The organism is Streptomyces sp. NPDC001381 (genome assembly GCF_042895685.1).
Lineage (GTDB): Bacteria > Actinomycetota > Actinomycetes > Streptomycetales > Streptomycetaceae > Streptomyces.
The window spans coordinates 708091-727173 of record NZ_JBIAWO010000001.1 but is presented as its reverse complement, the minus strand read 5'-3'; the positions used below and the strand labels follow the sequence as shown (position 1 = coordinate 727173).

18 protein-coding genes and 1 tRNA gene are annotated in these 19083 nt (G+C 69.9%); 14 read left to right on the top strand and 5 right to left on the bottom strand.

The window, feature by feature from the left end:
- Positions 1 to 109: 109 nt before the first annotated feature.
- From ACFY2L_RS03275 to ACFY2L_RS03255, 5 genes are all read left to right on the top strand, one after another.
- Entirely contained in the window at positions 110 to 568 is a 459-nt protein-coding gene (locus ACFY2L_RS03275; protein WP_390655560.1) for a peroxiredoxin, read from the top strand.
- Between the two features lie 149 nt (positions 569 to 717).
- The gene (locus ACFY2L_RS03270; RefSeq protein ID WP_390655561.1) at positions 718 to 1293 is read left to right on the top strand and encodes a calcium homeostasis/redox stress adaptation protein; all 576 of its coding nucleotides are present in this window, start codon (positions 718 to 720) and stop codon (positions 1291 to 1293) included.
- A 145-nt stretch (positions 1294 to 1438) separates the two neighbouring features.
- Positions 1439 to 2014, top strand: coding sequence for a TerD family protein (locus ACFY2L_RS03265; protein WP_390821345.1), 576 nt, complete (start codon positions 1439 to 1441; stop codon positions 2012 to 2014).
- 184 nt (positions 2015 to 2198) lie between these two features.
- Positions 2199 to 3347: a DUF475 domain-containing protein gene (locus ACFY2L_RS03260; RefSeq protein ID WP_390655563.1), complete on the top strand. Its 1149-nt coding sequence runs from the start codon at positions 2199 to 2201 to the stop codon at positions 3345 to 3347.
- A 131-nt stretch (positions 3348 to 3478) separates the two neighbouring features.
- Positions 3479 to 4216, top strand: a complete 738-nt coding sequence (locus ACFY2L_RS03255) for a Tellurium resistance (RefSeq protein ID WP_390655564.1) — start codon at positions 3479 to 3481, stop codon at positions 4214 to 4216.
- Positions 4217 to 4238: 22 nt separating this feature from the next.
- On the opposite strand, the gene ACFY2L_RS03250 is transcribed toward ACFY2L_RS03255, so the two are convergent.
- The gene (locus ACFY2L_RS03250; RefSeq protein ID WP_390821344.1) at positions 4239 to 5003 is read right to left on the bottom strand and encodes a TerD family protein; all 765 of its coding nucleotides are present in this window, start codon (positions 5001 to 5003) and stop codon (positions 4239 to 4241) included.
- Between the two features lie 187 nt (positions 5004 to 5190).
- Here ACFY2L_RS03250 and ACFY2L_RS03245 point away from each other — a divergent pair, with 187 nt between their 5' ends.
- The 3 genes from ACFY2L_RS03245 to ACFY2L_RS03235 are packed head-to-tail and all read left to right on the top strand — an operon-like array spanning position 5191 to position 9706.
- Positions 5191 to 6366 carry an HpcH/HpaI aldolase/citrate lyase family protein gene (locus ACFY2L_RS03245; protein WP_390821343.1) on the top strand — a complete coding sequence of 392 codons (1176 nt, stop codon included), beginning with the start codon at positions 5191 to 5193 and terminating at the stop codon, positions 6364 to 6366.
- 23 nt (positions 6367 to 6389) lie between these two features.
- Entirely contained in the window at positions 6390 to 8897 is a 2508-nt protein-coding gene (locus tag ACFY2L_RS03240) for a phosphoribosyltransferase (protein ID WP_390655567.1), read from the top strand.
- Positions 8897 to 9706, top strand: a complete 810-nt coding sequence (locus ACFY2L_RS03235; protein ID WP_390655568.1) for an HAD family hydrolase — start codon at positions 8897 to 8899, stop codon at positions 9704 to 9706. The genes ACFY2L_RS03240 and ACFY2L_RS03235 overlap by 1 nt, the downstream gene beginning before the upstream one ends.
- A gap of 17 nt (positions 9707 to 9723) precedes the next feature.
- Here ACFY2L_RS03235 and ACFY2L_RS03230 read toward each other — a convergent pair whose 3' ends face one another.
- Positions 9724 to 9936 (bottom strand): zinc ribbon domain-containing protein, encoded by a 213-nt coding sequence (locus ACFY2L_RS03230; protein ID WP_390655569.1) that lies wholly within the window; start codon positions 9934 to 9936, stop codon positions 9724 to 9726.
- 289 nt (positions 9937 to 10225) lie between these two features.
- On the opposite strand from ACFY2L_RS03230, the gene ACFY2L_RS03225 reads away from it, so the two are divergent.
- The 3 genes from ACFY2L_RS03225 to ACFY2L_RS03215 all read left to right on the top strand — a co-directional run bounded on the left by ACFY2L_RS03225 (position 10226) and on the right by ACFY2L_RS03215 (position 15045).
- Complete coding sequence (locus tag ACFY2L_RS03225; RefSeq protein ID WP_390821696.1) at positions 10226 to 12427, top strand: transglycosylase domain-containing protein; 2202 nt, start codon at positions 10226 to 10228, stop codon at positions 12425 to 12427.
- A 46-nt stretch (positions 12428 to 12473) separates the two neighbouring features.
- Positions 12474 to 13751 carry a hypothetical protein gene (locus ACFY2L_RS03220; RefSeq protein WP_390821342.1) on the top strand — a complete coding sequence of 426 codons (1278 nt, stop codon included), beginning with the start codon at positions 12474 to 12476 and terminating at the stop codon, positions 13749 to 13751.
- A gap of 139 nt (positions 13752 to 13890) precedes the next feature.
- Positions 13891 to 15045 carry an amidase domain-containing protein gene (locus tag ACFY2L_RS03215; protein ID WP_390655571.1) on the top strand — a complete coding sequence of 385 codons (1155 nt, stop codon included), beginning with the start codon at positions 13891 to 13893 and terminating at the stop codon, positions 15043 to 15045.
- On the opposite strand, the gene ACFY2L_RS03210 is transcribed toward ACFY2L_RS03215, so the two are convergent.
- Together ACFY2L_RS03210 and ACFY2L_RS03205 are read right to left on the bottom strand one after the other, a co-directional pair.
- Complete coding sequence (locus ACFY2L_RS03210) at positions 15033 to 15596, bottom strand: DUF4383 domain-containing protein (protein ID WP_390821341.1); 564 nt, start codon at positions 15594 to 15596, stop codon at positions 15033 to 15035. The genes ACFY2L_RS03215 and ACFY2L_RS03210 overlap by 13 nt on opposite strands.
- Before the next feature lie 82 nt (positions 15597 to 15678).
- Positions 15679 to 17064 carry a hypothetical protein gene (locus ACFY2L_RS03205; RefSeq protein ID WP_390821340.1) on the bottom strand — a complete coding sequence of 462 codons (1386 nt, stop codon included), beginning with the start codon at positions 17062 to 17064 and terminating at the stop codon, positions 15679 to 15681.
- Positions 17065 to 17226: 162 nt separating this feature from the next.
- On the opposite strand from ACFY2L_RS03205, the gene ACFY2L_RS03200 reads away from it, so the two are divergent.
- The 3 genes from ACFY2L_RS03200 to ACFY2L_RS03190 all read left to right on the top strand — a co-directional run bounded on the left by ACFY2L_RS03200 (position 17227) and on the right by ACFY2L_RS03190 (position 18428).
- Positions 17227 to 17298, top strand: a tRNA-Val gene (locus ACFY2L_RS03200).
- Between the two features lie 71 nt (positions 17299 to 17369).
- A complete protein-coding gene (locus ACFY2L_RS03195) occupies positions 17370 to 17774 on the top strand; it encodes a DUF6153 family protein (RefSeq protein WP_390655574.1) in 405 nt (134 codons plus the stop codon).
- A gap of 90 nt (positions 17775 to 17864) precedes the next feature.
- A complete protein-coding gene (locus tag ACFY2L_RS03190) occupies positions 17865 to 18428 on the top strand; it encodes a DUF305 domain-containing protein (protein ID WP_390655575.1) in 564 nt (187 codons plus the stop codon).
- A 255-nt stretch (positions 18429 to 18683) separates the two neighbouring features.
- Here ACFY2L_RS03190 and ACFY2L_RS03185 read toward each other — a convergent pair whose 3' ends face one another.
- Positions 18684 to 19028: a hypothetical protein gene (locus tag ACFY2L_RS03185; protein ID WP_390655576.1), complete on the bottom strand. Its 345-nt coding sequence runs from the start codon at positions 19026 to 19028 to the stop codon at positions 18684 to 18686.
- Positions 19029 to 19083: the final 55 nt, after the last annotated feature.

The following is a 19083-nucleotide window of genomic DNA, read 5'->3' as shown; positions in this document are numbered from 1 at the left end:
GTGAGGCCGGACGGGCCGAGCTCTGTGCTCGGCCCGTCCGCCGGCTCCCGGGGATCGCTGCGTAGGGTGTTCTCACCCAGACAGCCCCACCCGAAGGGACATCCCCGCGATGGCGATCCAGGTCGGCGACAAGGCCCCCGACTTCGAGCTCAAGGACAACCACGGTGCCACCGTGAAGCTCTCCGACTTCCGGGGCAGCAAGAACGTCGTCCTGCTCTTCTACCCCTTCGCCTTCACCGGCGTGTGCACCGGTGAGCTGTGCGAGGTGCGCGACAACCTGCCGCAGTTCGCCGACCGCGACACCCAGGTGCTCGCCGTCTCCAACGACTCCATCCACACCCTGCGCGTCTTCGCCGAGCAGGAGGGCCTGGAGTACCCGCTGCTCAGCGACTTCTGGCCGCACGGCGAGGTCTCCCGCGCCTATGGCGTCTTCGCCGAGGACAAGGGCTGCGCGGTGCGCGGCACCTTCGTCATCGACAAGGAGGGCGTGGTCCGCTGGACCGTCGTCAACGCCCTGCCGGACGCCCGCGACCTCGGCGAGTACGTCAAGGCGCTCGACACGCTCTGAGCAGCCGCCGCCCCGGTCTGTCGCCGACACCTGTGATTCATCGGCTCCAGGGCCTGCGTGGGGCGGGAACCCGTCACTAGGATCGACTCGTTGATCCGATATCCAACGCACGACGGGGCTCCCCGCCCCTGGACACCAATGGAGGACTCGTGGGAGTCAGCCTCAGCAAGGGCGGCAACGTATCGCTGACCAAGGAGGCCCCTGGCCTGACCGCGGTCATCGTCGGTCTGGGGTGGGACGTCCGCACCACGACCGGCACCGACTTCGACCTGGACGCGAGCGCGCTGCTGCTGAACAACTCCGGCAAGGTCGGCAGTGACGCGAACTTCGTGTTCTTCAACAACCTCAAGAGCCCCGACGGCTCCGTGGAGCACACCGGTGACAACCTCACCGGTGAGGGCGAGGGCGACGACGAGCAGATCAAGGTCAACCTGGCCGGCGTCCCGGCCGACGTCGAGAAGATCGTCTTCCCGGTGTCGATCTACGACGCCGAGAACCGCCAGCAGTCCTTCGGCCAGGTCCGCAACGCGTTCATCCGCGTCGTGAACCAGGCCGGCGGCGCCGAGATCGCCCGTTACGACCTCAGTGAGGACGCCTCGACCGAGACCGCGATGGTCTTCGGCGAGCTCTACCGGCACGGCGCGGAGTGGAAGTTCCGCGCCATCGGCCAGGGCTACGCCTCCGGCCTGCGCGGCATCGCCCAGGACTTCGGCGTCAACGTCTGAGTTCCGGGGCGCCCGAAGGCTTCACCCTCCCCCGCTCCCGGCTTCGCTCGGGCGGGGGGACCCTCACCCGGCGCCGCACCGTTTAGGGGCGGCGCCGGACGTGCAGGACAACCGAAGAAGCAGCACCCAGGGGAGGACCAGCAATATGGGCGTCACACTCGCCAAGGGAGGCAATGTCTCCCTGTCCAAGGCCGCGCCGAACCTCACACAGGTGATGGTCGGGCTCGGCTGGGACGCGCGCTCCACCACCGGAGCCCCCTTCGACCTCGACGCCAGCGCGCTGCTGTGCACCGGCGGGCGGGTGATGGGGGACGAGTGGTTCGTCTTCTACAACCAGCTCAAGAGCCCCGACGGCTCCGTGGAGCACACCGGCGACAACCTCACCGGTGAGGGGGAGGGCGACGACGAGTCGATCCTGGTGGACCTCTCCAAGGTGCCCGCCCACTGCGACAAGATCGTCTTCCCGGTCTCCATCCACATGGCCGACGAGCGGGGGCAGACCTTCGGTCAGGTGTCCAACGCCTTCATCCGGGTGGTCAACCAGGCCGACGGCCAGGAACTCGCCCGCTACGACCTGAGCGAGGACGCCTCCACGGAAACGGCGATGATCTTCGGCGAGCTCTACCGCTACCAGAGCGAGTGGAAGTTCAGGGCGGTCGGTCAGGGGTACGCGTCCGGTCTCAGGGGCATCGCACTGGATTTCGGGGTGAACGTCTCCTAGCGGACCCCGGGTTTCCTCCGGAATCCGGGCTACCGGCTGGTACGGGACCACCCGTCCCATACGGAACAGTCGCCCCTTAGACTTTGCAGCGAAAGTCAATGTTTCGTAAAGCCGAGTACGGCGCGGGGGAGACCCTCCCCCAGACTCCGTCTGGGGGGACCCCCAACACACGATTGGGTAGCCAGTGCTTCTGAAAACCTTCGGCTGGTCGTTCGCGGTCACCGCGCTCGGTCTGGTCGCTGCGGTCTTCTACGGGGGGTGGGAGGCCTTCGGCATCGTGGCGATCCTCTCCGTCCTCGAGATCTCGCTGTCGTTCGACAACGCGGTGGTCAACGCCGGAATCCTGAAGAAGATGAATGCCTTCTGGCAGAAGATCTTCCTCACCATCGGCGTGCTCATCGCGGTCTTCGGCATGCGACTGGTCTTCCCCGTCGTGATCGTCGCCATCAGTGCCAAGATCGGCCCGATCGAGGCGGTCGATCTCGCGCTCAACGACAAGAACCAGTACCAGGAACTCGTCACCGACGCCCACCCGGCGATCGCCGCCTTCGGTGGCATGTTCCTGCTGATGATCTTCCTCGACTTCATCTTCGAGGACCGGGACATCCAGTGGCTGCGCTGGATCGAGCGCCCGCTGGCCAAGCTCGGCAAGGTCGACATGCTGTCGGTCTGCATCGCGCTGATCGTCCTGCTCATCACCTCCTTCACCTTCGCCGCCAACGCCCACCAGCACGGCGGCACGCACGTCGACAAGGCCCAGACCGTGTTGATCTCCGGCATTGCCGGTCTGATCACGTACATGGTCGTCGGCGGTCTCTCCGGCTACTTCGAGGACAAGCTGGAGGAAGAGGAGGAGCGCGAACACGAGGCGGAGGAAGAAGCCAAGCGGACCGGGAAGCCGAAGTCCGCGGTCCTCCTGGCCGGCCAGGCCGCCTTCTTCATGTTCCTCTACCTCGAGGTCCTCGACGCGTCCTTCTCCTTCGACGGTGTGATCGGCGCCTTCGCCATCACCAACGACATCGTGCTCATGGCCCTGGGCCTCGGTATCGGCGCGATGTACGTCCGGTCGCTGACGGTCTACCTCGTGCGTCAGGGCACCCTCGACGACTACGTCTACCTGGAGCACGGCGCGCACTACGCGATCGGCGCCCTGGCCGTCCTCCTCATGATCACCATCCAGTACCAGATCCACGAGGTCATCACCGGTCTCGTCGGCGTGATCCTGATCGCCTGGTCCTTCTGGTCGTCCGTGCGCCGCAACAAGGCGCTGGCAGCGGCCGAGGGAAAAGCTGAGGCCTCGGACGAGAAGTCCGAGGTCTCGTCCGGGGTCTGACACCTTTCCGCGGCAGCCCGGCCGTGTGAACCGGGTTCCGCCGAGGAACGCTCTTTGCGGGGCGGCCGGTGAGGGCACTGTCCTCCACGGCCGCCCCGCCGGTTTGTCATGTGAGAGACGTGGGGGCGGGAATGGGCTTTTTCGACGGGCTGCTGGGCAGTCGCACGGCCGACTTCGACTCGGGCAGCGCGGCGACCAACGCGATCGAACTGACCAAGCGGCATCACCAGGTCTCCCTCACCAAGCAGGGGGCGGCCACGGGGCACCTGCGGGTCAACCTGACCTGGCGGATGCGGACCTCGGACATCGGCGGCCTCCAGCGGGAGAGCCTGCTGCGGCACCCCTTCAAGGCGCTGAAGCCCCCGGAGGTCATCGGGCACAGCCAGAGCATGGTCAACGTCGACCTCGACCTGGGCTGCCTCTACGAGCTGGCCGACGGGACCAAGGGGGTCGTCCAGCCGCTGGGCGGGCTGCTGGGGGACGTCAACGCCCCGCCCTACGTCAAGCTCAGCGGGGACGACCGGTTCGGCTCGGCGTCCGGCGAGACGATGTACGTCAACCTCGACCACCGGGACGACATCAAGCGGCTGCTGGTGTTCGTGTACATCTACGACCAGACACCGGCCTTCGACCGGACGCACGCGATGGTGACGCTGTACCCCAGCAACGGGCCGCGGATCGAGATAGGTCTCGACGAGCGCCATCCCCAGGCCCGGTCGTGCGCCGTGGTGATGATAGAGAACGTGAAGGGGGAGTTGGTGGTGCGGCGGGAGGTGCGGTTCGTCTACGGGTTCCAGGCCGAGCTGGACCGGTTGTACGGGTGGGGGCTGCAGTGGGGGCGGGGCTACAAGACCAAGGTGGAGAAATAGCGCCCGCCCCGGGCGGGACGCCTCAGCGCCCGATGAACTGCGGGCCCTGCGGTGGCAGCTGGAAAGAACCGTCCGGGTACGCATACCCATGCGTCGGGAGGTTGCTCGGATAGCCGTACGCCGGCTGTTGCTGTTGCTGCTGCTGGGGGACCGCTGACGTCGGCTGCTCCGGCGGGAGGGGCTGGGAGAGGCTCGGCGTCGGCGGGAGGGGGGCCGGGGCCGGCTCCGAGGAGTCCGCGGCCTCCTCCGACTCGTCCACCGAGATGCCGAAGTCCGTCGCCAGGCCCTTGAGACCGTTGGAGTAGCCCTCGCCCAGGGCGCGGAACTTCCACCCCTCGCCGCGGCGGTACAGCTCGCCGCAGATCAGGGCGGTCTCCTCGCCCGTCTCCGGCCGGATGTCGAAGGTGGCGATGGGCTCGCCCTCCGTCGTCGCGTCGTACAGCAGGATGCTGAGGGAACGTACGCGGTCGAAGGTGACGCCGTCCGCCGAAGCGACCAGCAGAATCTGGCTGACGTCGGGCTCGACACCGGCCAGATCCGTCTGGATGGTGTCGGTGAGACCCTCGGCGACCCGCTTCTTGCCGAGCCGCCACACCTTCCCGGAGGGATGCCGGGGCTGGTTGTAGAAGACGAAGTCCTCGTCGGAGCGCACGCGGCCGTCGGGGCCCAGGAGCAGCGCGGAGGCGTCGACGTCCGGGACTCCCTGCCCGGGCGTCCAGCGCAGTACGGCGCGTACCGTGGTGACCTTGAGCGGGACGTTGGACCCCTTCAGCATCGCGTGCGTCATGCGGTCATCCTGCCCTCTCGGTCCTGATCACGACAACGCGGGGTACACGGACACACAGGGGAACCCACATGGGCGAGTTACCTGAAATTCATGCCCGGGGGGAACCCCCGACATGGACTTCTACGTACTATTACCGGCCACCTCTTGGTGAAATCCACAGACTTACCTTGCAGCACGGGGGAGACTCATGCGTCATTTCGGGCATCTCGCCCCTGAGGTGCGCCAGCGCCTCTTCCACCGGGAGCCGTGCGTCTTCGACGCGGACGCCCCGGCCAGGCTGCTCGCCGCGGCCCTGGGCGCCACGCTCTACAGTCCGGCCACCCGGCCGCGGCTGGCCGACGACATCGTCAAGCAGACCGGGCGCGGCGTGGTCTCGATGGTGCTGTGCCTGGAGGACTCCATCGGCGACGAGGACGTCGTGGCCGGTGAGGAGAACCTCGTCCGGCAGTTCGCCGACCTCGCGGGCCGCCCCGAGGCGCGGGCGGGAGCGCTTCCGCTGCTCTTCATCCGGGTGCGCACCCCCGAGCAGATCCCGGACCTGGTGCAGCGGCTCGGGGCCACGACCCGGCTGCTGAGCGGCTTCGTGTTCCCGAAGTTCACCGAGGAACGCGGCATCCCCTTCCTGGAGGCCCTCGCCGCCGCCGAGCACGCGAGCGGCCGCCGGCTGTTCGGGATGCCCGTCCTGGAGACCCCCGAGCTGATGTACCGGGAGTCCCGGGTGGAGGCCCTGGAGGGCATCGCCCGCGCGGTCGACAAGTACCGCAGCCGGGTGCTGGCGCTGCGGCTCGGGGTGACCGACTTCTGCTCCTCGTACGGCCTGCGCCGGGCGCCCGACATGACCGCCTACGACGTCCAGATCGTCGCCTCCGTGATCGCCGACGTGGTGAACATGCTGGGCCGCGCCGACGGCACCGGCTTCACGGTGACCGGGCCGGTGTGGGAGTACTTCCGGGTCCCGGAGCGCATGTTCAAGCCGATGCTGCGGCACAGCCCCTTCCTGGAGGGACAGGCCGTGGAACTGCGCGAGAGACTGATAGAGCACGCCATGGACGGGCTGCTGCGCGAGATCTCCCTCGACCAGGCCAACGGCCTGCTCGGCAAGACCTGCATCCACCCCTCCCACGTGCCGGCGGTGCACGCGCTGTCCGTCGTCAGTCACGAGGAGTACAGCGACGCGGCGGACATCCTGCGGCCGGAACGCGGCGGTGGGGGTGTCCTCAGGTCGCAGTACACCAACAAGATGAACGAGGTGAAGCCGCACCGCGCCTGGGCCGAGCGGACCATGCTGCGCGCCGAGGTCTTCGGTGTGGCCAACGAGGACGTCAGCTTCGTCGACCTGCTCGCCGCCGGCATACCCGGCTAACTCGCCTCACCACCTAGGGACGCATGAACAACGAAGTGAACAACGGGGTCTGGTCCGGGACCTGGGTCGCCGAGCGGCTCGGCCTCGAACTCGTCGGGGACGACACGCTGAAGGGCCTGCTGGGGCTGGCGCTGCGGCGCAACCCCAAGCGGGCGCATCTGCTGGTCTCCAACGTGCTGGGCAAGCACGTCCCGCAGTCCCCCTCCGTCGTCTACGGCCACGGCCTCGCCCTCGGCCGCCGGGTGCGCGAGCTGCTCGGCGCCGAGGCAGCGCGGGCGGTCGTCCTCGGCTACGCGGAGACCGCCACCGGCCTCGGCCACTCCGTCGCCGACGGCCTCGGCACGGCCCCCTACCTGCACTCCACCCGCCGCCCCGTCACGGGCGTCGCGGCCGCGGGCGGCTTCGAGGAGTCCCACTCCCACGCCACCTCCCATCTGCTGCTCCCGGAGGACCCGGCGCTGCTGGTCGGGGACGGCCCGCTGGTCCTGGTCGACGACGAGTTCTCCACCGGCAACACGGTCCTCAACACGATCCGGGACCTGCACGAGCGGTACCCGCGCGGACGGTACGTGGTGGTCGCCCTGGTCGACATGCGCTCCGCCGCCGACGCGGGACGCCTGGAGGCCTTCGCGCGGGAGATCGGCGCAAGGGTGGACCTGGTGGCAGCCGCGTCGGGCACCGTACGCCTGCCCGAGGGCGTCCTGGAGAAGGGGCGGGACCTGGTGGCCAGGCACGAGGCTCCCGGCCCGGGGGCGCGGGGCTCCGCCGAGTCCGCGGACGCGGCCGCACCGGCGCGAGAAGCCCCCGCCGACCGGCAGCCCGCACACCACCGGGTCGAGTTGCACTGGCCCCAGGGCCTCCCCGACGGCGGCCGCCACGGCTTCACCCCCCAGCACCGAATACGGCTGGAGAACGCGCTGCCCGCCATGGCGGCGCGGCTGGCCGAGGCGCTGCCGGAGAGCGCACGCCGCGTGCACGTCCTCGGCTTCGAGGAACTGATGTACGCCCCGCTGCGCCTGGCCCGCGAGCTGGAGCGGATCGTCACCGCCGAGGTGCGCTACTCGACCACCACCCGCTCGCCGGTCCTCGCGGTCGACGACCCCGGGTACGCGATCCGCAGCCGTATCGTCTTCCCCGCCCATGACGACCCCGCCGACGGCCCCGGCGAGCGCTATGCCTATAACGTCGCGGGTGGCGGCTTCGACGCCGTGGTCGCGGTCGTCGACTCCGTCGCCGACACACCCGACCTGCACGCCCCCGACGGCCTTCTGGCCCAGCTCGCCGCGCACACCCCGCACGTGGTCCTCGCGGTCGTACCGTCGTACGTCCCCGAGCCGCTGTACGCAGCCGCACTGCCCGAAAAGAGACCCTTGATGCTGCCCGAGCCCCTCCGCGGCCCCGCCTTCTCCTCGTACGCCCCCGAGGAGGTCGGCTGGCTGCTCCAGGACCTCTCGGACGTGACGCTGGAGGCGCCGACCGAGGAGCGGGAGGAGGCCATCCAGAGCGGCGGCGCGCACTACGCGGAGTCGCTGCCCGTCGAGTACCAGCCGAACGAGCAGTACCAGGAGCTGTTCCACGCGGCCCTGGCGACCTCGGCGGCCCGTATCGCGCGGGCCGTGGGCGTGGTCACGGAGACCGTGATCGCCGAGCGCAGCCCGCGGCCGGTCCTGGTGTCCCTGGCCCGCGCCGGCACCCCCGTGGGCGTGCTGATGCGCCGCTGGGCGCACCACCGGCACGGCCTCGACCTGCCGCACTACGCCGTGTCGATCGTGCGCGGCCGGGGCATCGACGCCAACGCGCTGCGCTGGCTGGCCGCCCATCACGACCCGCGGGACGTCGTCTTCGTGGACGGCTGGACGGGCAAGGGCGCGATCACCCGGGAACTGGCCGCGGCGATCGAGGAGTTCGAGGCGGCGGGCGGTGCCGCCGGCTTCGACCCGGAGATCGCGGTGCTGGCCGACCCGGGCTCGTGCGTCCGGACGTACGGCACCCGGGAGGACTTCCTCATCCCGTCGGCGTGCCTCAACTCGACCGTCTCCGGGCTGATCTCGCGGACCGTGCTGCGGGCCGACCTGGTCGGCCCGGACGACTTCCACGGCGCGAAGTTCTACCGCGAGCTGGCCGGCGTGGATGTGTCCGTGGCCTTCCTGGACGCCGTCTCCGCCCGCTTCCCGGAGGTCACGGAGGCCGTCGACGGCGCGGTGAAGGACCTGCTCGCCAGTGACCGCACACCGACCTGGGAGGGCTGGGCGGCCGTCGAGCGGATCAGCGAGGAGTACGGCATCCACGACGTGAACCTGGTCAAGCCCGGCGTCGGCGAGACCACCCGGGTGCTGCTGCGCCGGGTGCCGTGGAAGATCCTGGCGCGGGCCGGGGCGGGCGCCGACCTGGACCACGTACGGCTGCTCGCGGAGCAGAGAGGGGTGCCCGTCGAGGAGGTCGGCGAGCTGCCGTACACCTGCGTGGGGCTGATCCACCCCCGGTACACGCGCGGGGCGACCGGCGCCGACGGCAGGGCGGTGGCGGTCTGATGCCGGTGCTGGTGGCGAGCGACCTCGACCGTACGCTCATCTACTCCTCGGCCGCTCTGGCGCTGACGATGCCGGACGCGCGGGCGCCCCGGCTGCTCTGCGTGGAGGTGCACGAGAGCAAACCGCTGTCCTTCATGACGGAGACGGCGGCCGGGCTGCTCACCGAACTCGGGGACGCGGCGGTGTTCATGCCGACGACCACCCGGACGCGCAAGCAGTACCTGCGGATCAATCTCCCCGGCCCGGCGCCGAAGTACGCCGTCTGCGCCAACGGCGGCCACATCCTCGTCGACGGGGTCTCCGACCCGGACTGGCACGCGGCGGTGACCGCGCGGCTGGCGGAGCAGTGCGCGCCCCTCGAGGAGGTCCGCGCGCACCTGGAGGCCACCGCCGACCCGCTGTGGGTGCGCAAGCACCGGATCGCCGAGGACCTGTTCGTCTACCTCGTCGTGGAGCGCGAACTGCTGCCCGAGGCGTGGGTGAAGGAGCTGGCGGCCTGGGCGGAGAACCGGGGCTGGACGGTGTCGCTGCAGGGCCGCAAGATCTACGCCGTGCCGAAGCCGCTGACCAAGAGCGCGGCCGTGCGTGAGGTGGCCCGCCGCACCGGCGCCGCGCTGACCCTGGCCGCCGGTGACTCGCTGCTCGACGCCGATCTGCTGCTGGCCGCCGACCTCGGCTGGCGGCCCGGGCACGGCGAGCTCGCCGACACCGAGTGGACGGCGCCCGGCATCACCGCCCTGCCCGAGCGGGGCGTCCTGGCCGGCGAGCGGATCCTGCGGGAGTTCCTGAAGGGCTCCCGCGGCCACTAGCTCCGGGCCGGGTGCCGTCAGGAGCAGCAGCCGCCGCCGCAGCAGCCGCCCCCGCCGCCCGACCTGGGCGCGGGGGCGTTCGCCGTGCCGCCGACGGCTACGGTTGAGAGAAGCTTCACAGTGTCGTCGTGGCCCGCCGGGCAGTCGGCGGGGGCGGAGGACTCCGCCATCGGGCGGCTCAGTTCGAAGGTGTCGCCGCAGGTCCGGCAGCGGTACTCGTAGCGAGGCATGACGACAGGTTAATCCTCATATGCCGGGCAGGGCCCCCCGGACTTCGGGCCGTGTTCGCTTCTGTCGATTTCTTATGTGGAGAATTTGCGAAGGGCGCTGGTAATTTGAGGGTGCCGCGATGAACCGCGAGGTCGGGGGGATTCAGGGTTTGCAGCCGCGTCCACGGCAACCATGTCAGACCCTCGTACGTCTGTACGTCTGCCTGTGCGAGCAATACACAAGTGCGGAGGGAGACGCGTAGTGACCCAGGTGGGGCAGGGGGAGGAGCCCCAGGAGCCGGACGCGACCATGCAGTTGAAGGTCCCCGCTTCTTTCCGGGCGGACGAGACCATGCAACTGCGAGTGTCGGATCTCCCGAAAGAACCCGACACGTCCGGGAGTTCCGAGAAAGCGCGTACTTCGGGAAATCGCCGAAAAGCTCCCCGACCCTCCCTCTTTGCCCGGATGTCCACCGCTCTGGGCCCCCGTCTGGCGCCCCTCGTCGCGGTCCTGGCTCCCTATGTGGCTCGTGTCACTCCCTACGCCCGCAAGCTGCGCCCGCAGTACCCGCGCCCGGGCCGTACCGACTGGCGGCGCTGGATACCCTCCTGGCGGCAGTGCCTGGGCGGCGTCCTCGCCTCCATAGGCCTCAGCGGCGCCTTCCTCGTCGTCGCCTACGCGGCCACCGACATACCCGAGAACCTCAACTCGTACGCCACCCAGCAGGACAACGTGTTCTTCTGGTCCGACGGGACGCCGATGGCCCGGACCGGCTGGGTGCAGCGGCAGGCGATGCCGCTGAAGGACATCCCGGAGGACGTCCGCTGGGCGGTCCTCGCGGCCGAGAACGCGAGCTTCTACAGCGACCCCGGCATCTCCTTCAAGGGCATCTCCCGGGCCCTGTTCCGCACGATCGGCCAGGGCGACACCCAGGGTGGCTCCACGATCACCCAGCAGTACGTCAAGAACGTCTACCTGAACCAGAACCAGACGGTCAGCCGCAAGTTCACCGAGGCGATGATCTCCCTCAAGCTGGACAACCAGATGAGCAAGGACGACATCCTCGAGGGCTATCTCAACACCAGCTGGTTCGGCCGCGGCACCTACGGCATCCAGCGCGCCGCCCAGGCCTACTACGGCAAGGACGTCAGCAAGCTCAACGCCAGCGAGGCGGCGTTCCTCGCCTCGCTCCTCAAGGGCGCCGGCCTGTACGACCCGACCCTGAGCAAGGCCAACCGCGCCCGCGCCGTCGAGCGCTGGTCGTGGACCCTGGACCGGATGGTCGAGATCGGCAAGCTGTCGAAGGCCGAGCGCGCCAAGTACAAGACCTTCCCCGAGCCGCTGAAGAGCAACCCGCTCTACGACACCGGTGAGCAGAGCGACTACCTCGTCGAACTCGCCACCCAGTACGCCAAGAAGTCCGGCGGCATCTCCGACAAGGACTTCGACCTCGGCGGCTACCAGATCTACACGACCTTCGACAAGAAGCGCGAGGACCAGCTCACCGAAGCCGTCACCAAGGCCCGCAAGAAGGCCCTGAAGGACGAGCCGAAGAAGGCGAAGACCGCCCACTACGGAGCCGCCTCGGTGGCCTCCGACGGGCGGATCCTCGCCGTGTACGGCGGCCCGGACCACCGTACGCAGGGCTACAACGAGTCCAACGCCACCACCGTCCCGGCCGGTACCGCCTTCCTGCCGTTCGTGTACGCCGCCGGGCTGGAGCACGGCATCCACAAGACCCGCGACGGGGACACCACCCCGGTCACCGGCGACTCGGTCTACAACGGCGACAACGAGGTGCTGCTGACCACCCCCGAGGGCTTCTACTGGGACCGCAGCGGCAAGAGGGTGGCCGCCAAGAACGACGGGGAGAGGTCCTACGGGCAGATCTCCCTGCACCGCGCCCTGGAGCTGTCGGTGAACACGCCGTTCATGCAGCTCGGCATGGACACCGGGCTGGACAAGGTGCGCGACACCGCGGAGGCCTCCGGCTTCCTGTCGTCCAGCATCGGCGCCCAGGTGCCCGCGCTGTCCCTGGGAAGCTCCACCCCCAGCGCGATCCGTATGGCGAGCGGCTACTCCACCTTCGCGGCCGAGGGCAAGCACACCGAGCCGTACTCGGTGCGGAAGATCACCAGGAACGGCTCGCAGGTCGCCCTGGCCACGCCGTCGGCCCGCCGGGCGGTGCGCGCCGAGGTGGCGGAGGAGGTCACCTCCGCGCTCGTGGACTCCTTCCGGACCGCCCACCCGTCCGACGTGCCCGCTGGGCAGCAGACGGTCCCCGGCGCGGGAACCGTCCCGTCCGGTCCGGCCGGCAAGGCCGGGACCACCGAGAAGGACACCGCCGCCTGGTACGTGGGCACCGCCGAGTCGGTGTCCACGGCGGTCGTCGTCTACCGCATCGATCTCACCAAGAGCCTCGAACCGCTGCCGCTGGAGGGCATCGCCGGCACCACCGACGACAGCGTCCCGTACGGCATCTGGTCAGGTGCCATGAGCCCGCTCGGCTGACCACCGACGGGCCCCGCGTCCCCAACCTCCGGAGAATGAGCCGCACATGAAGTCACCGTCGGGCCGCCGCCGCAAGGCCGCGGCACCGCGCCGCACCGCCGCCGCGCACCCGGGGTTCCTGACCCTGGCGGCGCTCCTCGTCGTAGCGTCCCTGGTGGGGGGCTACCTGGTGCTCAACCGCACCGCCAACACCCAGCCGACCGCGTCCTCGGGGGACAGCAAGAAGGCCTCGGCGAAGGCCACCAAGGAGCCGGAGTGGGACGGCAAGACCCACGTCCTGGGGGACGGATCCACCTCGTACACCGGTCCGCAGACGGGGCAGTTGAAGGCGGTACCCCTCAAGCCGGGTGAGAAGCCGCCGCAGTTCGTGGTGTTCTCCTGGGACGGCGCGCTGGCGGGCGACGACGGGCTCTTCGAGCACTACCGGAACATGGCCAAGGAGTACGACGCCCACATGACCTTCTTCCTCACGGGCATCTATCTGCTGCCCAAGAGCAAGAAGGACCTGTACTCCCCGCCGATGCACGACAAGGGCTCGGCGGCGATCAGCTTCCCCACCGACGAGCACATCCGCACCACGCTGGAAGAGCTCGGCGAGGCCTGGGAAGAGGGCAACGAGATCGGCACCCACTTCAACGGGCACTTCTGCGGCGCCAAGGGCGGCGGCTACTGGAGCGTCGAGCAGTGGAAGAGCGAGATCGACCAGTTCTACGAGTTCGCCGAGAACTGGAAGACCAACACCGGCTACAAGGACATGGACCCGCTGCCCTTCGACTTCAAGAAGGAGGTCGCCGGCGGCCGGGCGCCCTGCCTGGAGGGCCAGACGAACCTGCTGAAGGCGGCCAAGAGCTACGGCTGGCGCTACGACGCGTCCAACCCGGGCGGCTTCCAGGTCTGGCCCGCGAAGAAGAACGGCCTCTGGGACTTCCCGCTGCAGGGGCTCCCGTACGGCGACATCCAGGCCCTGTCCATGGACTTCAACTTCCTCTACAACCAGACCGGCGGCGAGACCGAGGGCGACCCGGCCAAGTACGCCGAGTGGCAGCAGGAGACCATCGACGCCTACATGGCGGGCTTCAACCGGGTGTACTACGGCAGCAGGGCCCCGCTGTTCATCGGCAACCACTTCGAGAACTGGAACGGCGGCATCTACATGAACGCCGTCGACCACGTCATCGAGAGCGTGTGCAAGATGAGGGACGTCAAGTGCGTGTCCTTCAAGGAGCTGGCCGACTGGATGGACGTGCAGTCGCCCGCGACGCTGGAGCGGCTGCGCAGCCTGGACCCGGCGCAGAGCCCGGACTGGTCCACCGTCGTGAAGTGACCAGGCCGGGGGCGGTGTTTGAAGTAACCAAACCTCAACCGCAGCCCTCTTCACAACAGCCACACACGCCGTGCAAAGATGCCCTCCCCGGCATCCCTCCGCCGGGGCAAGAGGGGAAACATCAGTGAAGTCAAGGAAATTGAGCCGTACGCGGCGTCGCGCCGCCATATTCGGAGCGGCTGCCGCCTCCGTCGTCGCCGGAGCGGCGCTGCTGCCCAACTGGTCCGCCGGTGCCGCGGTCGTCGACGACCCCACGGTGGACGCGCAGACCAAGGCCACCTTCCAGCGGCTGGCGGACGCGGTGTTCACCGACCGCACCGACGCCCTGGTCAGCGGTGAGCAGGGTGACCGGGGGAAGCCGCTGACCAACGGCTTCTCCGGTGACGTCAAGCTGTCCTCCGGCACCGCCCGCACCGAGGACACCACCCTGTCCACGCTGGAGCGGCGCAAGGACAAGCTGGCCAAGGCCGGCGAGACGTACAGCAAGGCCAGCACCACCGTCACCCTGAACGCCACGCGCGTGACGGGCCGTACGGCCAAGGCCGCGGTCACCGAGACCACGACCCTGACCTACGCCCGGACCAGCGGCGACGCGCCGAAGACCACCGGCTTCCAGGCGCAGCACGAGCTGACCTTCAAGGCCGACCGGCAGGGCAACTGGCAGCTCACCGACATCCGCGACACCGAGCAGGGCGGTCTCGCGGTGAACACGCTCTCCAAGCCGACGTCGGTCAAGGCGACCACCGCCGACGACACCATGCCGAACGCCCCGCGCGCGGCGACCACCCGCTGGCCGGCGGCCGTCCCCAAGACGGGCACCACGTACGACTACAAGGCCATGGCGGCCTACGCCGAGAAGTACTGGAACGTCTACAACAAGGACTACCCGGACTACAACGGCCACGGCGCCGGCGGCGACTGCACCAACTTCGTCAGCCAGTCCCTCAAGGCCGGCGGCTGGAAGCACGTCCCCGGCTACGTGTACGACTACACGAAGTGGTTCGGCAACGCCGACATCCAGTCGGACTCCTTCGTCGGGGTCAACGAGTGGTCCTGGTTCGCCCAGAACTCCAAGCGGACCACGGCGCTGGCCAACGTGTACCAGCTCGAGGTCGGTGACGTCCTGCAGATGGACTTCGACCGGGACGGGTCCAAGGACCACACGATGATCGTCACGTACAAGGCGGGCGGAGTGCCGTACGTGACCTACCACTCCAACAACACCCTCCGCCGGTCGGTGGCGAGCCTCGTCGCGTCGTACCCGAACGCGTACTACTACGCCTACCGCACCTGATCGGACGACGGGGGCCAGTTCTCTCTGAGCTCCCGGCTGCGGTCCCGCTCCTCCGCCAGCTCGGGGTGGCGGGCCCGCCAGTAGGGGTTGTCGTGCGGCAGGGCGGAACCGACCCTGCCGTACATCCCGAAGACCATCAGCAGGATCCCGATCACGAAACTGAGCATGCAGTTCTGGATCTGGAAGGCCAGGAAGTTGTAGTCCGTCTCCAGCAGCGCCATGTTCAGGAAGCCGCTGAGGATGAACAGCAGGCCGAGCGTCATGTTCAGCGTGGACGCGAAGTTCCCGCCGATCACCATGCCCACGAACAGCAGCAGGCCGACGCCGATGGAGAGCCAGCTGAGCGCGCCGTTGGTGTTCAGGCCCCAGACCTGGTCGCCGCCGGTGTCGAAGAAACCGATCTTGTCGATGATGCCGAAGATCCCGAAGACGAGCAGCCCCAGGCCCATCAGCCCGGCGCCGATCCGGTAGACCCGGTTCAGGCGGTGGTCGACCGGCAGGTGGTCGTCGATCCGGATCCGCCGCCTGGTGTGCAGTGCGTGTGCGGCCATCTCCGCCTCCTTGTGCGTGGGACGTGCCGACGGAGGCCTCTACGTCCCTCAAATATCCGCCCGCCCCGCTCCGGCGGCAATGTCAGTGGCCCGTCCCGCGCTCCTCGCGGATCCGCGCCACCACGCCGGCCACCGTCCGGCGGATCTCCTCCGTCTCGGTGAGGAAGTGCCAGTAGTCGGGGTGGCGGCCCTCCAGCGTGCCGATCGCCCGCTCCAGCCGGGCCACCGCGTCGTCCAGCGGGCGCGCGTGGCGGGGGTCGGGGGTGTTGCGCCCGGCCATGGCCAGCCGCTGCGCGTCCCGGATCGCGAACCGGGTCCGGTCGATCTCCTGCCGTGGATCCTTCTGCACGGCGTTCAGCCGGGTCAGCCGGTCGCCCGCGGCCGAGACCGCCTCGTCGGTGGTGTTCAGCAGCGCCCGCGCCGTGGACAGCAAGGAGGTGGCGTCCGGCCAGCGCTGGGCGTCCCGCGCGGTCTGCGCCTCCCGCAGCTTCGCCTCCGCCTGGCGTACGTTCTCCACGGCCTGCTCCGGCACCCGCTGCAGGTCCTGCCAGCAGGCGGCCGTGAACCGGCGCCGCAGCTCGCTCAGGACCGGCTCCACCTGCCCGGAGCGGGTCGTCAGCGCCTGCGCCCGGGTGCGCAGCGACACCAGCCGGTGGTCGATCTCCGCGGCCTTCTCCGGCAGCCGCCCGGCCTCCACCCGGACCGCCTCGGCCTCCCGTGAGACCCGCTCGGCCCGTTCCAGCGTCTGCGGCACCCCGTGCTGTCCGGCGCCCTGGTTCAGCATGGTCAGCTCGGGCCCGAGGGCGGCCAGGCGCGCGGCCAGGTCGTCCGCCCTGAGCCCGGTCCGCCGTACGGCGTCCAGCGCGTCCGACGCGGCCAGCAGCGCCTGCCGGGCCCGCTCCACCGCGGGCGCGAGCCGGGCCAGCTGGGTCTCGGCCTTCCCGAGCAGCGGACCGAGCCCCTCGGCGAAACGATCCAGCTCCTTCTTGACGCTGCCGAGCTCGTCCTTGGCCCGGGTCAGCTCGGTGCGGGCGCGGGCGGCCGCCGCGGCCTCCAGGTCGTCCCGGTCGAGGTCATGGGCGTCGACGGCGTCGATGTACCGGCCGCTGGCCTCGTCGATGCGCCGGCCGATCGCCTCGAAGTCGGAGACCACGCGCCGGGCGGCCGGGGTGTCGTCGACCGCCGTGATCGTCTCGATGGAGATCCGCAGATCCCGCTGGGCGGTGTCCAGCTCGTAGAACGCGGCCGCCGCCGCGTCCTTCGCGGCCTGCGCCTCGGCCCGCTGGCTCTCGGCCCGCCCGCCGAACCAGCGGCGGGTGCCGCCGCCCGCGAACGCCGCGGGCAGCGCGAGCGCGGCGAGGAGGGGCAGGGCGAGCAGGGTGAGGGTGTCCCTGGCGGTCTCCCGTGGCGCGGGACGGCGTGCGCGCGGCACCAACGGCGAGTGCGGCTGCGGTGGTGTCGCCGTCACATCCCTCTCCCGTGCTGTGATGCGCCTGAACCGGTGTTCATTCTCCCACCGGTTGAGGACGAACACACGGGCCGGTCGGTTCGCGTCCGTACCGGGACTTTGCCATGGGCACACGGTTTGCGGGACACCGCCCCGGGCAATGTAGGCTGTCGACTCGTTCTGGGGTGCGTAGCTCAGGGGTAGAGCGCCTGCCTTACAAGCAGGATGTCGGCGGTTCGAAACCGTCCGCGCCCACCGGGAACGCGCAAGGGCCTCCGGAGAGATCCGGAGGCCCTTGCGCATGTCCGGTCGCGGGTGGCTCTAGGATGCGGGCTGTGAACGGACTGTGGCGGCGGGCGGTGTGCGTGCTGGGGCTCCTCGTGGGCCTGCTCGGCATGCACGGCCTGGCGCCCGGGGGACTCCTTCCCCACGCTCACGCGGCTCAGGGCGGCTCCCACGCCGATGTCCGGCCGGTGGCGGCCGTGGCCCCGGCCGAGGTCCACGGCGACTGCTCCGGCGACGGGGGCCGCTGCGGCGGAGGGCACGTCCATCACGCCGACGCGACCTGCGCCTCGGCCGGGGTGGGCGGCGGACCGGCGCTGCCGGAACCGGCGGCCGGTTCCGTCCTCGTGCCCGTGCCGCACGACACCCTCCGCCCGTTCCCGGCCGCGGCCCCGGACGGCGCCCGTGCGCCACCCTCCCTGGCGGAACTCCAGCTCCTGCGGATCTAGACACCGCTCCGCGTACCGCGCGCCCGTCCGACGGGCCGGCGCGGTACGCCGACGTGTCCCACGACCACACCTCTCCACGGGAGTTCCCGCATGACCAGCACCACCCGCAGCCCGTTCCGCCGTGCCGCCCTGGCGGCCGTGACGGCGGCCGCCGCGCTCCTCCTGGCCGCGTGCGGCGGTGACGCCGACCCGGCCTCCTCGGGCGACGAGCACAACGCCCAGGACGTCGCCTTCGCGCAGGGCATGATCCCGCACCACCGGCAGGCCCTGGAGATGGCGGAACTCGCCGCCGACCGCGCCTCCTCCGCGCAGGTCAAGGACCTCGCCGCCCGCATCGAGAAGGCCCAGGACCCGGAGATCGAGAAGATGACCGGCTGGCTGAAGGCCTGGGGCGAGGACGCCTCCTCGATGCCCGGGATGGACCACGCGGGGATGTCCGTCGACACCCGCACGCTGGAGAAGGCGTCCGGCGAGGCCTTCGACACCGCGTTCCTGACCCTGATGGTCGAGCACCACGAGGGCGCGGTCGCGATGGCGGACACCGAGAAGGACAAGGGGAGTTACGGCCCCGCCAAGGCGCTGGCCGACGACGTCGTCACCGGCCAGACCGCCGAGATCGCGGAGATGAAGGCGCTTCTGGGCAAGAAGAGCTAGGGCCGGTCGTCTGGATCGGGCCGCAGGAACGTGACGGTGCCTTCGGGGGAGCCGGACCCCGCGTCTGCGGCGTGATCCAGACGCAGGCCCTCTAGGGGGTGTTTCGAAAGTCCCGCACAACACCCGCGGCGCCCGGCACGCACCCTCGCCGCACCGGCCGAAGACCCAAGTAGCTCCGCTACGAGGGCCTTCGTCCGGCACGCCGAGGGCACGCACCGAACACCGCGGGCACCGCACTGGACTTTCGAAACACCCCTAGTCCGCCTCGCCGGGTGGAGTGTCGTGCGCGTGCTTGAGGCGCGTGCGAGCCTCCACCCGGTCCTCCACGGCGACCTCCGTCCAGAAGCGGTGGCAGGTCACGAACACCGCGAGCTCGTGCTCGCGCCGCCGGAGCTTCTCCACCTCGGCCTGCTCGTCGGCCGTCCAGCCGGGGGACGCGGGGCGCTCGATCTTGCGCCAGCCCCCGTCGTCGCTGAATCCGTCCAGGGGCTCCACCGACCAGGGGAGCCGCTTCAGCAGGGCCGACAGCTCGGCCCGGACCTGATGCAGCTCCTCCTGACCGGCGCGCAGGTCGCTGGGAAAGTCATAGGTCTTAGCCACGCGGCAATGCTACGCCTGTTCGATTTTGGGAGGCGACATCCTTCGGGGTGTTCGT

Bases quoted from the DNA above. Each gene is read 5' to 3' on its own strand.
- ACFY2L_RS03275 (WP_390655560.1), top strand. From the start codon at position 110: ATGGCGATCCAGGTCGGCGACAAGGCCCCCGACTTCGAGCTCAAGGAC.
- ACFY2L_RS03265 (WP_390821345.1), top strand. From the start codon at position 1,439: ATGGGCGTCACACTCGCCAAGGGAGGCAATGTCTCCCTGTCCAAGGCC.
- ACFY2L_RS03255 (WP_390655564.1), top strand. From the start codon at position 3,479: ATGGGCTTTTTCGACGGGCTGCTGGGCAGTCGCACGGCCGACTTCGAC.
- ACFY2L_RS03250 (WP_390821344.1), bottom strand. From the start codon at position 5,003: ATGACGCACGCGATGCTGAAGGGGTCCAACGTCCCGCTCAAGGTCACC.
- ACFY2L_RS03245 (WP_390821343.1), top strand. From the start codon at position 5,191: ATGCGTCATTTCGGGCATCTCGCCCCTGAGGTGCGCCAGCGCCTCTTC.
- ACFY2L_RS03240 (WP_390655567.1), top strand. From the start codon at position 6,390: ATGAACAACGAAGTGAACAACGGGGTCTGGTCCGGGACCTGGGTCGCC.
- ACFY2L_RS03235 (WP_390655568.1), top strand. From the start codon at position 8,897: ATGCCGGTGCTGGTGGCGAGCGACCTCGACCGTACGCTCATCTACTCC.
- ACFY2L_RS03230 (WP_390655569.1), bottom strand. From the start codon at position 9,936: ATGCCTCGCTACGAGTACCGCTGCCGGACCTGCGGCGACACCTTCGAA.
- ACFY2L_RS03225 (WP_390821696.1), top strand. From the start codon at position 10,226: ATGCAGTTGAAGGTCCCCGCTTCTTTCCGGGCGGACGAGACCATGCAA.
- ACFY2L_RS03220 (WP_390821342.1), top strand. From the start codon at position 12,474: ATGAAGTCACCGTCGGGCCGCCGCCGCAAGGCCGCGGCACCGCGCCGC.
- ACFY2L_RS03210 (WP_390821341.1), bottom strand. From the start codon at position 15,596: ATGGCCGCACACGCACTGCACACCAGGCGGCGGATCCGGATCGACGAC.
- ACFY2L_RS03195 (WP_390655574.1), top strand. From the start codon at position 17,370: ATGCGGGCTGTGAACGGACTGTGGCGGCGGGCGGTGTGCGTGCTGGGG.
- ACFY2L_RS03190 (WP_390655575.1), top strand. From the start codon at position 17,865: ATGACCAGCACCACCCGCAGCCCGTTCCGCCGTGCCGCCCTGGCGGCC.